Source organism: Shewanella sp. MF05960 (assembly GCF_050849305.1).
Taxonomy (GTDB): Bacteria; Pseudomonadota; Gammaproteobacteria; order Enterobacterales; family Shewanellaceae; genus Shewanella.
The window spans coordinates 80,716-95,579 of record NZ_JBOZPS010000015.1 but is presented as its reverse complement, the minus strand read 5'-3'; the positions used below and the strand labels follow the sequence as shown (position 1 = coordinate 95,579).

Here is a 14,864-nt window from a genome sequence, read left to right as displayed (position 1 = left end):
TTTAAGCTTACACGTGTACTCTTAAATATAGCTATTTAAGATCCAGACTGCTAGACTAGCTTTGCTGAAAATCCATCCAGGTTTACAAACAGGATATTATGAATTCTTTAACTGATACATTAACAACAAATCAATCTGCAACACCCACTTCTATTTCTGATTATTGCCACAAAGAAGAACGGGCAAACGCTATATCGCATGCTTTAGGCGTAGTAGCCGGTATTATTGGTTTAGTGTTAATGCTATTAAAAGCATCGGCAGATCTCACGTTTGTTCAGATGAGCGGTGTGGTGGTGTACGGCATGAGCATCATCGTGCTGTTTTTAGCTTCAACCTTATATCACTCAAGCCAAAGTGTTGTCTGGCGGAAACGTTTTAAAATGGCAGATCATTGCGCCATTTATACGTTAATCGCAGGCACCTATACTCCTATGATGCTAATAAGTCTTCAAAGTGCGCAAGCAACTACTGTGCTCATTGCCATTTGGACACTTGCACTGGGTGGCATCATTTTTAAAACCTTATTTATTGGCCGCTTTAAAGTTTTTAGTGTGTTGTTATATTTAATCATGGGCTGGCTATGTGTGACTGTTATGGGCGATTTAAAAACTCAAATGAGTGATGTTGGCATCGGTTTATTACTTGCTGGCGGGCTATTTTACAGTCTTGGGGTCATCTTTTATGTTGGTAAACGTATTCCATTTAATCATGCCATCTGGCACATGTTTGTCTTGGGTGGCGCGTTTAGTCATTTCTTATGTATTTATCTCACCGTGCTTTAACTTAAGCCGCATTAACTAAGGTCCTTTAACTAAGGTGCTTTAACTAAAAGCGCCCTAACTTAAGGACATTACATCTCAGCGCTTTAATCGACAGCATTCACTCAGCAATCATTGCCCTGTAACCTGTTAACTTATTATAAATTGCGGTTGTACATTCAGCGCCGTTTTTCTATTATCTATCGCTAATACACATCGAATAACCACTCAATTGGAAGCGCATGACAAAACTGACGCCCATGGAGCGAATATGGTTTATTGTTAATCTTATCCCATCTGGCTCTGTGTTACCTTATGGGATAGTAGCAGATTTAGCGGGGCTTCCTGGCCGAGCACGATATGTATCAAGAGCATTAAAACTCGCACCAGAACACCTATTACTGCCCTGGCATCGTGTCATCAACAGCCAAGGTAAAATTTCATTTGCAAAAGACACTGAGCCTTTTCGTACACAACAAGAAATACTGAGATTAGAAGGCATCACAGTGAACGCGGGTAAGATTTCGTTGTCTCAATATCAATGGAAACCCGATCTTGCTACGCTAGTAATGACACTGCCTTTTTAATTTCACGCTATTAACTTTATTCACTGTTGAGGTATTGATACATTGATCAACCAATTAACTCGCTTATTCACTATGATGTTCTGTCTCAGTCCTGTGGCGTATACACAAGCGGCTGTCCAGTCAACACCAGCAGTCACTGATGCAGAGTCGACAACCCAACTTAATGCCTCAGAAACGTTAGCGATTGCCGAAAAAGTTGAACAACTCAATCCAGTCATCCCCTTGAGTGTGGATCAACAAGCGGCAATTATGTCGCCTTTAACCGCTCACACAGCTAAATATACTGTGTATTATGGCAGTATCGAATTAGGTGAAGCCAACTATCGACTCCCAGCCTCCGACAGCGGCTATTATGTTTACGAGTTTAACAGCGATGTTAGCTTATTAATGCTGTCTGATGAGCGTCACCTTAAAAGTGAATTTACCTTAGAAAATGGCAAACTTGTCCCCTTTCGATACATCCATGAACGCACCGGTACCGGCAGTGATTACACTGAGCAAACGGCATTTGCCAAAGCACAGGCGTTTATTCACACCATCTACAAGCAAGAAGCATTAAAGTTACCTTATCAAGAGAAAGTGTTCGACCCTCTTATGGTGCAACTGCAATTTAGAATGGACTTAGCCGCAAATACTAGACCGTTAGATTATAAAATGGTTAAAGAAAAAGAAGTGGATGATTACGAGTTTAGAGTGTTAGGCAAAGAAACCCTCACACTTAACAGCGGCACCTATGAAACGGTTAAAGTAGAAGTGGTTCGCGAGGCAAAGAAAGCGAAAAAGCGCCAAACCTATTTTTGGATGGCACCCGATTTAGCTTATTTGCCGGTAAGATTGAGTCATTTTTCAAAAGGCAGTAAGCAATTAGACATTCAATTAGCCAGCTACCATTTTGAAAAACCACTGCCACCTATGACCCCAATCGTTATCGATGGTCCTGCAACTGAGCACGCTCCAGCATTAGATGCTCTTGCAGCAGAAACTGAAAATGATGCTGAAATCAGTGAGTCTGAATTGGATGAGATTAAGCAACTAGCTGAAGACTAATTCGCCTTTGCGGAATAGCTTCCATTCACCAGGGGTTAACACTACCCAATTTTCATTGTTGGTTAGCGGCCGAGTCGCAATCACAGTCACCACGTCGTTTGGCGTGGTTTCTTGACTAAAATCTATCACCACATCGGTATCAATGAGCGTGGCTTGACCAAACGGAGCGCGTCGGGTGATATGGCATAAATTATTGGTACAATACGCCATTAAATCAATGCCGTTACTGAGTAACATATTAAACACACCAAGCACACGAATTTCGTCTGCTAGCTGAGCAATATAATCGAACACCAGTTGCATATTGTGCGGCTCATGCTCTCCAAACTGGTTTACAACCGATTCTAAAATCCAACAAAATGCCAATTCACTGTCGGTGTCACCCACGGGTTGAAACCGAGATACACCGGCAAATTTTTTCTCATAACCCGATAATTGACCATTATGGGCATAGGTCCAATAACGGCCCCATAACTCTCGGGTAAATGGGTGGGTATTGACCAAAGACACGCAACCTCGATTGGCTTGTCGAATGTGGCTCACCACAATTTCACTCTTAATCGGATAAGATTTAATTAAATCGGCAATATAAGATTTACTACTAGGGCAAGCATCCTTAAACGTACGATTACCCTTGCCTTCGTAAAACGTAATGCCCCAACCATCAACATGCGGACCCGTGACACCGCCACGCTCAGCTAAACCAGTAAAACTGAACACAATATCCGTTGGTACATTGGCACTCATCGCCAGTAATTCGCACATTAATCTTGCCTTTATGGTTGTAAAATTGAGCGGTTTTGACCCATTTTCATTAGTCGAACGTATTGTATCTACTATGCTTAATGAGTGGAATGTTTCAAACACACAAATTTTTAAACAATTGTTTGAAAAACACTTGTATTCGAGGCTACATAAGGTTAACTTTTATGTGACACAGGTCTGACCACAAGGTTTCCTGTGAATGAGATCAATAATAAATAAGCTATTTCTAGTCTACATAAATAGCTTTAAGGAGAAGTACAGTGACCACCCTACTTTGGATCATCGCGATGATCTTTGTGCTCGGCGCTATGGCATACCTTCGAGTATCGTTATTATCGACCACAATTGCTGCGGCAGTTATGTTAGTCGTTGGCAGCACAATGGACATTACTGGTGTTATTGCCTGGATAGTATTCCTGGTTATCGCACTACCATTAAATATCAAATCGTTTAGACAGAATTATATCAGTAGTCCACTGTTAAAAGTTTATCGCGGCATCATGCCTGAAATGTCTTCTACCGAAAAAGAAGCCATCGAAGCAGGTACAACGTGGTGGGAAGCAGATTTATTTGCCGGTAACCCTAACTGGAGCAAATTACATAACTATCCTAAAGCACGCTTAACGGCAGACGAACAAGCCTTCTTAGATGGCCCTGTTGAAGAAGTGTGTAAAATGCTCAATCAACACGAAGTTTCACATGTGTTGGGTGACTTGCCACAAGACGTATGGCAGTACCTTAAAGACAATGGCTTCTTCGCCATGATCATTAAGAAAAAATACGGCGGCTTAGAATACTCTGCTTATGCGCAATCTTGCGTATTACAGAAATTAGCTGGTGTGAGCAGTGAACTCGCTTCAACAGTAGGTGTACCTAACTCGTTAGGCCCTGGTGAGCTATTGCAGCACTATGGTACTAAAGAACAGCAAGATCATTATTTACCCCGTTTAGCTCAAGGCTTAGAAGTGCCATGTTTTGCACTGACCAGCCCAGAAGCAGGCAGTGACGCGGGTTCTATCCCAGATTTTGGTGTGGTATGTAAAGGTGAGTTCCAAGGCGAAGAAGTGCTTGGTATGAAGCTAACGTGGAACAAGCGTTACATTACCTTAGCGCCTGTCGCAACAGTATTAGGCCTTGCGTTTAAACTGCGCGATCCAGATCATCTACTCGGTGATAAAGAAGAATTAGGCATTACTTGTGCGCTTATTCCTACTGACATCCCAGGTGTTGAAACTGGCCGTCGTCACTTCCCGTTGAACTGTATGTTCCAAAATGGTCCAACACGCGGTAACGAAGTGTTTGTGCCATTAAGCTTCATTATTGGTGGACCAGAAATGGCCGGCCAAGGTTGGAGAATGTTGGTTGAATGTTTATCTGTTGGCCGTGGTATTACCCTGCCATCAAACTCTGCCGGTGGCGTTAAAACTGCTGCAGTTGCAACAGGTGCCTATGCCCGTATTCGTCGTCAATTTAAATTACCTATCGGTAAGTTAGAAGGCATCGAAGAGCCAATGGCGCGTATCGGCGGTAATGCTTATCTAATGGATGCAGTGGCAACATTAACCACTACCGCTATCGATTTAGGTGAAAAACCATCAGTTGTTTCAGCCATCGTTAAGTTCCACTTAACCGACAGAATGCAAAAGTGTGTCATTGATGCAATGGACATTCACGGCGGTAAAGGTGTGTGTCTAGGCCCAAATAACTATTTAGGCCGTGGCTATCAAGCTGCACCGATTGCCATTACAGTTGAAGGCGCAAACATTCTAACTCGTTCAATGATTATTTATGGACAAGGCGCCATCCGCTGTCATCCATATGTATTGGCCGAAATGGAATCAGCATTTGATACTGATGCTAGCCGTGGTTTAGATAACTTCGACTCAGCTATCTTTGGTCATATTGGTTTTGCAACGTCTAACTTTATTCGTAGTTTCTGGATGGGCTTAACCTCATCTTACTTCTCGAATAGCCCTTATTCAGATAAAACCAAGCGCTACTATCAGCAGATGAACCGTTTCAGTGCTAACTTAGCGTTACTGTCTGACTTAGCCATGGCAACGTTAGGTGGCAACCTTAAACGCAAAGAGCGTATTTCTGCACGTTTAGGTGACTTGTTAAGCCAGTTGTATCTGACTTCTGCGACGTTAAAACGTTATGAAGACGATGGTCGTTTAACTGAAGATTTACCTTTAGTGCAATGGGCTGTAGAAGATTCGTTATACAAGTTACAAGATTCATTAGACGACTTGCTTAACAACTTCCCAATGGGTCTTGGTATTGCACTGCGTGCAGTAATCTTCCCATTCGGTCGTCCTATTAAGCGTCCAAGTGATGTATTGGATCACAAAGTGGCTAAGATCATGCAAACGCCGTGTGCGAGCCGTGATCGTTTAGGTAAAGGCCAGTTCTGGACCCCATCTGAGTTCAACGCAGTGGGTATTCAAGAACAAACATTTAAAGATATTCTTGCTGCAGAACCACTGTATGACAAAGTCTGTAAGGCTGCGGGTAAACGTCTACCCTTTATGTGGTTAGATAAAGTTGCTGCAGAAGGTAAAGCGCTAGGTGTGTTAAGCGACAGCGAAATCGCTTTACTTGAACGTGCTGAAATTGGTCGTCTGAAATCAATTAACGTTGATGATTTTGATTCTGAAGAATTACGTGCTCAACTTGCCCCGAAAGCTAAGCAAGAAAAAGCAGCTTAATCAATAAGCTCTGTGTAAAAAGGTAAAGCGTATGCTTTACCTTTTTTTATGGTTAAAAATTGTGAATGACATAAATCGTAAAGGATAATGATGAAAAAACTCACTGGATTACAACAAATGCAAGCCATATTAAATGGCGACATTCCTGCCCCTTCAATTAGCGAAGTGATTCCGATGAAGCCCATCGAGGTCAATGAAGGCAACGTGACATTTGAAGCCTTTGCTAATGAACGCCATCTTAATCCCATGGGCGGGGTTCATGGTGGTTTTGCTGCAACAGTATTAGACACAGTCACCGCGTGCGCTGTGCATTCTGCATTGCCCGCTGGCGTGAGTTACTCAACCATTGATTTAAACATTAAAATGGTGCGCCCAGTACCGCAAAATACTCGCTTAGTGGCTAAAGGTAACTTAATGAACTTGTCTAAGTCGTTAGGGATTTCACAAGGCACGTTAACCACCGAAGACGGTAAGTTATTAGCAACCGCAACAGCCACCTGCCTTATTATTCGTCCGTAACACTTTTAGTCACGACAAAGCGAGTGGCTAAACAGCCGGCGCGACATTTAAAATACGTGAAAAGTTAAATACGTGATAAATAAAATACATAAAAAGTAAAAGACGTGCGTACTGGACATGAACACGATGAGATAAATGTAAAAATTAGCAACTAGAAACAAAAAAGCCAGTCATTGACATGACTGGCTTTTTTTAGCGTTTGCGAGCCGCTGTTAGTCTTCTTTTAATTCGATTTCTAACTGCTTAGCCACCGCTTCAGGCGAGCTGCTGTTACGCGCAAATAAGCTGTAAGCTACTGGTATGACGATTAAGGTAAAGAACGTCGCCAATAAAATACCTGACAACACCACGACCCCAATCACGAAGCGCGTTTCGGCGCCAGCACCAGAAGCTATCACCAATGGAATGGCGCCTGCTGCAGTCGTGATCCCGGTCATTAAAATCGGACGAAGTCGTTGCGTAGAAGCTTGCAAAATCGCTTGCTGAAATTCAACACCACGATCGCGCAGTTGGTTAGAAAACTCAACAATCAAAATACCATTTTTAGCCGCCAAACCAACCAACATGATGATCCCAATTTGGCTGTAAATATTGATACTTTGTCCAGTGACCCATAAACCAACCAATGCACCGAGTGTCGCTAATGGCACGGTAAGCATAATCACCATGGGGTGAATAAAGCTTTCAAATTGCGCCGCTAACACTAAAAATACGATGCCCAGGGCCAGTAAAAACACAAAGTTCATTGAGCTACCCGATTCTTGGTAATCCAACGAAGGGCCTTTATAGCTAATTACCGCTTCAGCAGGCAGATAAGTGGCCGCGAGAGTATTCATGTAATCTAATGCCTCGCCTAAACTGTAATCTGCGGCAAGGTTAGCTTCTAAGGTAATTGAGCGCATGCGATTGTAGCGGTTGAGCGAGCTGGCATCGGCAAACTCTTCAATCGACACCAAGTTAGATAACGGAATTAATTCTTGAGTACGATCAGAGCGCACATAAATGTTTTCCATGTCTGTCGCCGTGCTTTGGTTCTCGCGATTACCTTCCACAATCACATCGTACTCTTCACCATCGCGCATAAAAGTAGTGACTAAGCGCGAGCCCAGCATTGACTCTAATGTGCTACCAATATGCGACACAGAAACGCCTAGGTCTGCAGCACGTTCGCGGTCAATCACTACCCGCAATTGTGGCTTTGTTTCTTGATAATCATGATCTAAACCGACAATATTATGATTATCTTTGGCTTTTTCGAGCATGATGTCACGCCAATCAGCCAGCTCTTCATAACTGGGTCCGCCAATCACAAACTGCACGGGTTTCCCTACACCACGACCAAAAGCCTGGCGCATAATCGGGAAAGCTCTAATGCCGGCTAGATCAGCTAAACGCTCACGGATCTCGACAATGATTTCGTTAGCACTGCGACGTTCTGCCCAGTCTTCGAGTACTATAATTGCCATGCCATTTGAAAAGTCAGAGGCAGTACCAAAGCCGCGCGGAGCACGAATAAGCAAACGCTTAATTTCGCCGCTTTCCACCATAGGCATTAACCGACCTTCCACTTCATCCATATATTTTTCAATATATTCAAAGCTGGCGCCTTGTGGTCCGTTTACCATTAAGAACATCGAACCACGGTCTTCTTGCGGCGCAAACTCTTGTGGCACTTTATTGAGTAAGTAGCCGCTCAGTACAAAAGCAATTAACACCACAAGCGACACCGTCATAGGACGTTTCATGCCGGTATTAAGTGTGATTAAATACCAATCGGATAATTTGCTCATCATTTTGTCGACTTGCTTAACCAACCACGGATCTTGATCAGCAGGTTTAAGCAATTTAGAACACATCATTGGGGTCAGTGTTAACGCAACAATACTTGAAAATATCACTGCTGCACTCATGGTGACCGCAAACTCTTTAAATAGCTTACCTAAATCGCCCTCCAGGAAGGTAATAGGCATAAATACCGCTACCAGTACTAAGGTTGTGGCGACCACGGCAAATGCGACCTCACGAGCCCCTAAGAAAGCCGCTTTTAACGGCGAGTCACCTTCTTCGATGCGTCTGTGAATATTTTCTAACATCACAATCGCATCATCTACCACCATACCAATGGCGAGGATCATCGCGAGTAACGTTAATAAATTGATGGTGTAACCGAGCGCATAAAGCACAATAAAGGTTCCTAGCAACGATACCGGTACCGTCACAGCAGGAATTAACATCGCCCTTACTGAACCTAAAAACAGGTAAATCACCACAATCACTAATATCATCGCAATAAACAAGGTTTGATATACCTCGTCAATAGACGCTTCAATAAACACAGAGCTGTCGTATGAGCGCTTAATCTCCATGCCGGCTGGCAATGTCGGATTTAATTTTTCGACTAACGCATTGGCCGCTCGAGCAACTTCTAAGGTGTTGGCAGTTGACTGCTTACTGACCCCTAGACCAATCATGGCCTCTTTGTTGCCCCTAAAGATAATTCGTTCTTCTTCAGAGCCAATTTCAACCTTAGCGATATCACCCAGTTTGACTAAATAGCCATCATCACCCTGGGTAATCACCAAATTAGAAAAATCTTCAGCTGTTTTGAATACTCTATCCAAACGCACGGTAAAATGACGTTCTTTGGATTCAATAGAACCTGCAGGTAGCTCAACGTTTTCCGAGCGCAGTGCATCTTCCACATCTGACACGGTTAAGTTGCGAGACGCGAGTGCTTGGCGGTCTATCCAAATCCGTAATGCATAAACCTTGCCGCCACCAAGGCGCAATGTTGATACCCCGTCGATCACCGAGAAACGGTCAACCAAATAACGATTGGCATAATCAGTAAGCTGCAAAATGTCCATTTGATCAGACACTAGGTTAAGCCACATGATCACTTCATCGCTGCCATTGGCTTTAAAAATGGATGGCGAATCTGCTTCTTCAGGCAATTGCTCTAATAAGCCAGAAATCCGGTCGCGCACGTCGTTAGTGGCAGCTTCGATATCGCGGTTAATATCAAATTCAATCGTGACGCTTGAGCGCCCATCACTGCTAGATGAACTGATATGACGAATACCTTCAACACCACTAATTTGGTCTTCAACTAATTGGGTAATTCGACTTTCTACAACCGAGGCACTGGCACCACGGTAGCTTGTTTCTACCGAAACAATCGGTGGATCAATATTTGGGTATTCGCGTAACGGTAATTTACCAAACGACACTAAACCCAATACAATCAGCAAGATGCTGATAACCGATGCAAAAACCGGTCTTTTAACCGATAAGTCAGTTAATATCATGCCGACTTCTCCGTACCTTCGACTTGTGCAAACTTAAAGTTTTCCGCTTGTTGCACTTTCACTTCATCACCCGGACGTACTTTTAAAATACCGCGAATAATGACTTGCTTGCCCACTTCAAGACCGTCCGTAATTTCAACCCAACCACGGGTACGAATGCCCAGAGTCACTTTCACTTGCTCTACTTTATTGTCAGCATTCACAACATAGACAAAATGATTATTTTGAATAGGAACAATCGCTGCTTCAGGTAATAACAACGCTTCGCGGCTTTGTTTAATTAACTTCACTTTCATTAACATGCCAGGTAGCAAGCTTAAATCGCTGTTTGGCATTACGGCGCGCACGATCACGGCACGCGTACTTGGGTTAACTCGGCTATCAATAGAGGTCACGACGCCTTTAAATACACGATCGGGATAAGCAACAGCTCTGGCTTCGACTAACTTGCCAGGTTTCAACTCCTGAATAAAACGCTCCGGTACTGAGAAATCTAATTTAATTTTACTGATATCATCCAATGTGCTGATTTGCTCACCAGGGGTGACTAAGCTGCCCACACTCACTTGGCGCAGACCTAACCGACCAGAAAAAGGGGCTTTAATAATGCGATCATGTAAGGCGGCATTGGCCTGCTCAACTTCAGCACGGGTGGTGTCGATGAGGCTTTGTAGTCGGTCTCGTTCCAATTCAGCAATGGTCTTACTGGTCACAAGGGCTCTAATTCGCTCTAACTCACGTAAATTTTCTGCCAGTTTTACTTCCGCAACCGCTACTTTAGCTTTTTGCTCGTCGTTACGAAGCAACACCAACACTGAACCTTTCTCAACAAGCTCACCATCATCAAAGTTGATTTGATTAACAATTTCGGCCACTTTCGAGGTCACGATAATCGATTCATATGCTTTACCTGTTCCAAGAGCTTCCACTTCGTCACGAATCGGCATCACTTCCACTTTAGCGACGACCACATTGGGTATCGCTCGAGGACGTTGTATTTGTGCTTTTTCAGGCAGGAAAGAGAAGTAACCGAACAGCGCGATTGACACTATGGCGATCAGTAATAGTATTTTTTTCATTGTTTGTCCGTAACCATCGAGGAAAATGAATATTTATTATTAATAACAGAGATTGTACTCAGCAAACCGCTTGCTTCAAGGCGTTTTACTTACGCCAACATATTACGCACATACGTTAAAAGTGGTTCACCATGACAACTTATGCAACAAACATACACATTACGCAACATTAACGCATAAATGTTGCATAAAAATGCATAAAGCTTAATTTAACACCCATCATCACAAGTTAACTTGTTACAAATAGCTTACAATCGACACATATTGTGACAATTAGCTTAAAAAAAAAGACGCATAAATGCGTCTTTTTTAATCTACTGAGTAAATCACTTAGGGTCTTTGACCACGCTTCTTACCACCTTCACCACGTTCTTCACGTTGCACCGGTGCTTGTTGTTGTGAATTTTCAGAGATTTTACGATCTTCTTGCATAAGATCTGACAAGATTTGATACACTTCGGTGATCTCTTCATTGTCTAGCTCATTATCTTCTACATCGTGTAGTAAGATTTTAGTTTGATCTGGGTTGTCGGTTTCTTCAAGCAATAAACGATAATTACCCTTTTTCAATGTGAGCTTTTCATCGCCCCATAATGAACTCCAGAACCCACTGCTCTCTTCTAAATTAATGAAGAACAAGCCTTTGCTGGTATCCATATCGACAACATCAAAGCCCATTTCTGGCAGCACTAAACGTAAGCGATCCCACACAGATTGGTAATTTGCATCCGCTAACCAGTAAGCAGCATCTGAAGCAGCACCTGTCACTAAGTCAACTTTAATACCCAAACTTTGTTTAATACGTGCAGCGCGAATGGCTCGGTCACGTTCAACACCCATATAACCAATGGCATTATTAAGCATGTCGGTGGTATAACGACGTTTATCATCACCACTCAATAAGATTTTTTGATCTTCGCCGTTATAAAACTCTTCGTGTTCTAGCAAGCTAATCGCTACGCTACCAGAGCGACCGTGAGGCTTAACGTCGATGTTATAGCTATAACGCTGACGCAGCGTATACACTTTATCGCTACCCCACCAACTCGACTCAATCAGTTCTTCGTGTTCAATCCAATCGGTTTCGATAACACCGGCTGCGTAATCTTCAGCACGAATAACCATGTTGCTCTTGGTTAAGTAACCTTTAATGACATCAAAGATTTCTTGTTTAAGATCAGTGGTACTTTCAATTGAATCAATCACAACACGAATATTGTCACTGCTTTCTTCAATATGAGAGCCTTCTGCCATTGGCAGCACTTGAAGCGGCGCACGAATATCGAGTTTTTTACCGATTAACGCTTTGTCAGATTTGGTTCCAACAGCTGGGATTTCATACTCTTTGCTGTAAGTCGGGGTATTTAACCCTTCAGGAATAGTCAATAACGGTGAAGTTTCAGCATTAATGAAGTCGTCATTGCCATTGGCTTGACGACGATCTAATGGCGTACTGCAAGCTGAAACAGCTGCAACAAGAAGTAACGGAGTGACTTTCTTTAACATGAATTTATTATACCTTTATCTGGGCTTGTTTCATTGTTTCTATTAACAGACCATGAAACTGCTCAGAAAGTTCAGTTAAAGGCAAACGAATATGTCCATAAGAGATTAATCCCATCTTGTGAACGGCCCATTTCACTGGAATTGGGTTGGCTTCACAAAATAAAGAACTGTATAAGCCCTTTAATGGCTCATCAATCGTTTTCGCTAATTGTGCATCTTTAGCAAGAGCGGCATCACACATGGCTTTAAACGCACGTGGAACCACATTGTTTGCAACCGAGATGACACCATTACCGCCAAGCAATAAAAACTCGCGTGCGGTGGCATCATCGCCGCTGTAAAGCATAAAGTCTTCACCGCACAGCTCACGTAAGCGTGCAACACGGCTAACATCGCCAGTCGCTTCTTTAACACCAATAATGTTACTCACGCCGACTAATTCTGCAACGGTTTCTGGCTTCATATCAACTGAAGTTCGGCCAGGGACGTTATACAAAATTTGTGGAATGTCGGTGCTAGCAGCAACGGCCTTATAATGGGCAATTAATCCCTTTGGCGTTGGCTTATTATAATAAGGCGTCACACCAAGCATGGCGACTACACCAGTATTTTGCAGTGATTTAGTCAGCTCAACAGCTTCTGCCGTCGCGTTGGCGCCGTTGCCACCTATAACAGGAATACGACCTGAGGCAAACTTAACGGTTTGAGCCACAACAGCAGCATGCTCTTTCATTGGCAATGTCGCCGACTCACCGGTCGTACCGACTGCAACAATGGCATCTGTGCCCTGCTCTATATGAAACTCGACAAGTCTTTCAAGACTTGCATAATCTATTGTGCCATCACTATTCATTGGTGTGATTAAGGCTACTATGCTTCCGTTTATCATCTATCTTCCCCAAGGTTTCAGGATTCGCTATGTTACTGATGCCAACCACTAATGACAAGCTCTACGGCAAGCATTCTCTGAAATAAGTCATTTCAGTTCTCTATAACGGTATAATACCATTGCGCATTAATAAGTGACCACTCAGAATGCATCCAGCGGTTTTTGATTAAGGCGTCGCTATGTAGTAATGGTTGTTCCCTTTCAAATAGCGAGAACGCAAAGCAAAAGCCGCTGGGGCATTCCTTTCAGGCGAGTTTTAAAAGGGCTTACACTGCGTTGCATGACTTCGAAAGAGAATAACTATTCATTCAGTCATTCGCCTTGTTTAAGCCCTTTTACATTCTCGCTGAGAGATCACTTACTAACGCGCAATGGTATAAGCTAGCATTTTTCGACCTTAGCCACTAAAAAATAATCACATTAATGTGACCGATATGGGTTAGTATCTTGAGGTGTTTTGCAGATAAATGTTAGCATTAGCACCCGCACAAAAACGCACTGCATCGGCATGCGTTTTCGCTCAGAGATATCGACAGTGAGGAAAATCCATGACCAACTACCTGGTCGTTACGGCAATGGGTGCAGATCGCCCTGGTTTAGTCAGTCGTTTAGCGCGTTTAGCAAGTGAATGCGATTGCGATATTGTCGACAGTCGTATGGCATTATTCGGTAATGAATTTACCTTAATTATGATGATATCGGGCTCGTGGACCGCCATAACCAAAATTGAAAGCTTATTACCGAGTTTAAGTGTCGAACTTGAATTAATGACCGTAATGAAGCGCACCTCAAAACACACACCTAAAAACTTTATCTCGCGCATTGAAGTGTTGTTTAACGGTGAAGATCAGCGTGGCACCATGAAGAGTATCACCCAGTTTTTGGCCGAACGGGGCTTAGATTTAGCCGCGGTTCGCTCGCACGCTGACGATAATGACAATCTTAAAACGCAATCCATTTTATTGGCAATTAACATTCCCGATAAAGTCGACTTATTAAAGCTTGAACAAGGTATTCACGAATTGGCAGAATCAATGTCACTTGAATGCACCATCAAGCGTATGCAAGGCATTGCGGCGCCTTAACAATATTTCATTACTCAGAGTAATCACGTTGACAAGCTGAACCTTGTTCAGCAATGCTGCGTATTATCTGCATTTCATCTGATAAGGACAAATCATGAACACATTAACCGTAGGGGATACTGCACCTAGCTTTAGTTTACAAAACCAAGCGGGCGAAACCGTGTCTCTTAAGCAAGCTCTCACTCATGGCCCCGTGCTGGTATACTTTTACCCTAAAGCCTCTACCCCTGGCTGCACAGTGCAAGCTCAAGGATTGCGTGATGTCAAAGCCCAACTCGATGGTCTAAACGTCACCGTGTTCGGTATCAGTCCAGATCCAGTGGCAAAGCTAGCCAAATTTGCAGACAAACAAGCACTCAACTTCACCTTACTTAGCGATGAAGATCATGCTGTTGCTGATGGCTTTGGAGTGTGGGGCCCAAAACAATTTATGGGTAAACATTATGATGGCATACATCGCCTAAGCTTTATCGTGGGCACGGATGGCAAAGTTAGCCATGTACTCAATAAGTTTAAAACCAAAGACCATCACGAAGTGGTACTGGCAACATTAGCGGAATAGTTATCAAATTCGCAGTCAACATTGACAACTATCGATAACTCCCGGCAATAA

At 43.1% G+C, this 14,864-nt stretch carries 11 protein-coding genes and 1 pseudogene; 7 read left to right on the top strand and 5 right to left on the bottom strand.

Translation table 11 applies throughout. The features are described from left to right. Positions 1-98 precede the first annotated feature (98 nt). The 3 genes from trhA to ACROAE_RS15115 all read left to right on the top strand — a co-directional run bounded on the left by trhA (position 99) and on the right by ACROAE_RS15115 (position 2,392). Positions 99-782, top strand: coding sequence for a PAQR family membrane homeostasis protein TrhA (gene trhA / locus ACROAE_RS15125; RefSeq protein ID WP_432403192.1), 684 nt, complete (start codon positions 99-101; stop codon positions 780-782). 218 nt (positions 783-1,000) lie between these two features. Beyond that, positions 1,001-1,345, top strand: a complete 345-nt coding sequence (locus ACROAE_RS15120) for an MGMT family protein (protein WP_432403190.1) — start codon at positions 1,001-1,003, stop codon at positions 1,343-1,345. A 42-nt stretch (positions 1,346-1,387) separates the two neighbouring features. Then, positions 1,388-2,392 (top strand): DUF3108 domain-containing protein, encoded by a 1,005-nt coding sequence (locus tag ACROAE_RS15115; protein WP_432403188.1) that lies wholly within the window; start codon positions 1,388-1,390, stop codon positions 2,390-2,392. Here the strand turns inward: ACROAE_RS15115 and ACROAE_RS15110 are convergent. After that, on the bottom strand, positions 2,378-3,157 hold the full coding sequence (locus ACROAE_RS15110) for a class II glutamine amidotransferase (protein ID WP_432403186.1): 780 nt from the start codon (positions 3,155-3,157) through the stop codon (positions 2,378-2,380). The genes ACROAE_RS15115 and ACROAE_RS15110 overlap by 15 nt on opposite strands. Positions 3,158-3,417: 260 nt before the next feature. Here ACROAE_RS15110 and fadE point away from each other — a divergent pair, with 260 nt between their 5' ends. Beyond that, entirely contained in the window at positions 3,418-5,865 is a 2,448-nt protein-coding gene (fadE, locus tag ACROAE_RS15105) for an acyl-CoA dehydrogenase FadE (protein ID WP_432403184.1), read from the top strand. Between the two features lie 84 nt (positions 5,866-5,949). Next, positions 5,950-6,384, top strand: coding sequence for a PaaI family thioesterase (locus tag ACROAE_RS15100; protein ID WP_432403237.1), 435 nt, complete (start codon positions 5,950-5,952; stop codon positions 6,382-6,384). A gap of 212 nt (positions 6,385-6,596) precedes the next feature. Here the strand turns inward: ACROAE_RS15100 and ACROAE_RS15095 are convergent, their stop codons facing one another. From ACROAE_RS15095 to dapA, 4 genes and pseudogenes are all read right to left on the bottom strand, one after another. Next, positions 6,597-9,692, bottom strand: coding sequence for an efflux RND transporter permease subunit (locus tag ACROAE_RS15095; protein WP_432403182.1), 3,096 nt, complete (start codon positions 9,690-9,692; stop codon positions 6,597-6,599). Then, positions 9,689-10,771, bottom strand: coding sequence for an efflux RND transporter periplasmic adaptor subunit (locus tag ACROAE_RS15090; protein WP_432403180.1), 1,083 nt, complete (start codon positions 10,769-10,771; stop codon positions 9,689-9,691). Before ACROAE_RS15090 ends, ACROAE_RS15095 begins: the two co-directional genes overlap by 4 nt. 411 nt (positions 10,772-11,182) lie before the next feature. Then, positions 11,183-12,277, bottom strand: a pseudogene (gene bamC, locus ACROAE_RS15085) (outer membrane protein assembly factor BamC); the annotation flags it as partial. Between the two features lie 7 nt (positions 12,278-12,284). Further along, positions 12,285-13,166 carry a 4-hydroxy-tetrahydrodipicolinate synthase gene (dapA, locus tag ACROAE_RS15080; protein ID WP_432403177.1) on the bottom strand — a complete coding sequence of 294 codons (882 nt, stop codon included), beginning with the start codon at positions 13,164-13,166 and terminating at the stop codon, positions 12,285-12,287. 548 nt (positions 13,167-13,714) lie between these two features. Between dapA and ACROAE_RS15075 the strand changes: the two genes are divergently transcribed. Both ACROAE_RS15075 and bcp read left to right on the top strand, forming a co-directional pair. Continuing rightward, positions 13,715-14,251: a glycine cleavage system protein R gene (locus ACROAE_RS15075; protein ID WP_432403175.1), complete on the top strand. Its 537-nt coding sequence runs from the start codon at positions 13,715-13,717 to the stop codon at positions 14,249-14,251. 94 nt (positions 14,252-14,345) lie between these two features. Beyond that, the gene (gene bcp / locus ACROAE_RS15070; RefSeq protein ID WP_432403173.1) at positions 14,346-14,813 is read left to right on the top strand and encodes a thioredoxin-dependent thiol peroxidase; all 468 of its coding nucleotides are present in this window, start codon (positions 14,346-14,348) and stop codon (positions 14,811-14,813) included. Positions 14,814-14,864 lie beyond the last annotated feature (51 nt).

Bases quoted from the DNA above. Each gene is read 5' to 3' on its own strand.
- ACROAE_RS15095 (WP_432403182.1), bottom strand. From the start codon at position 9,692: ATGATATTAACTGACTTATCGGTTAAAAGACCGGTTTTTGCATCGGTT.
- ACROAE_RS15110 (WP_432403186.1), bottom strand. From the start codon at position 3,157: ATGTGCGAATTACTGGCGATGAGTGCCAATGTACCAACGGATATTGTG.
- ACROAE_RS15120 (WP_432403190.1), top strand. From the start codon at position 1,001: ATGACAAAACTGACGCCCATGGAGCGAATATGGTTTATTGTTAATCTT.
- bcp (WP_432403173.1), top strand. From the start codon at position 14,346: ATGAACACATTAACCGTAGGGGATACTGCACCTAGCTTTAGTTTACAA.
- ACROAE_RS15075 (WP_432403175.1), top strand. From the start codon at position 13,715: ATGACCAACTACCTGGTCGTTACGGCAATGGGTGCAGATCGCCCTGGT.
- trhA (WP_432403192.1), top strand. From the start codon at position 99: ATGAATTCTTTAACTGATACATTAACAACAAATCAATCTGCAACACCC.
- dapA (WP_432403177.1), bottom strand. From the start codon at position 13,166: ATGATAAACGGAAGCATAGTAGCCTTAATCACACCAATGAATAGTGAT.
- ACROAE_RS15090 (WP_432403180.1), bottom strand. From the start codon at position 10,771: ATGAAAAAAATACTATTACTGATCGCCATAGTGTCAATCGCGCTGTTC.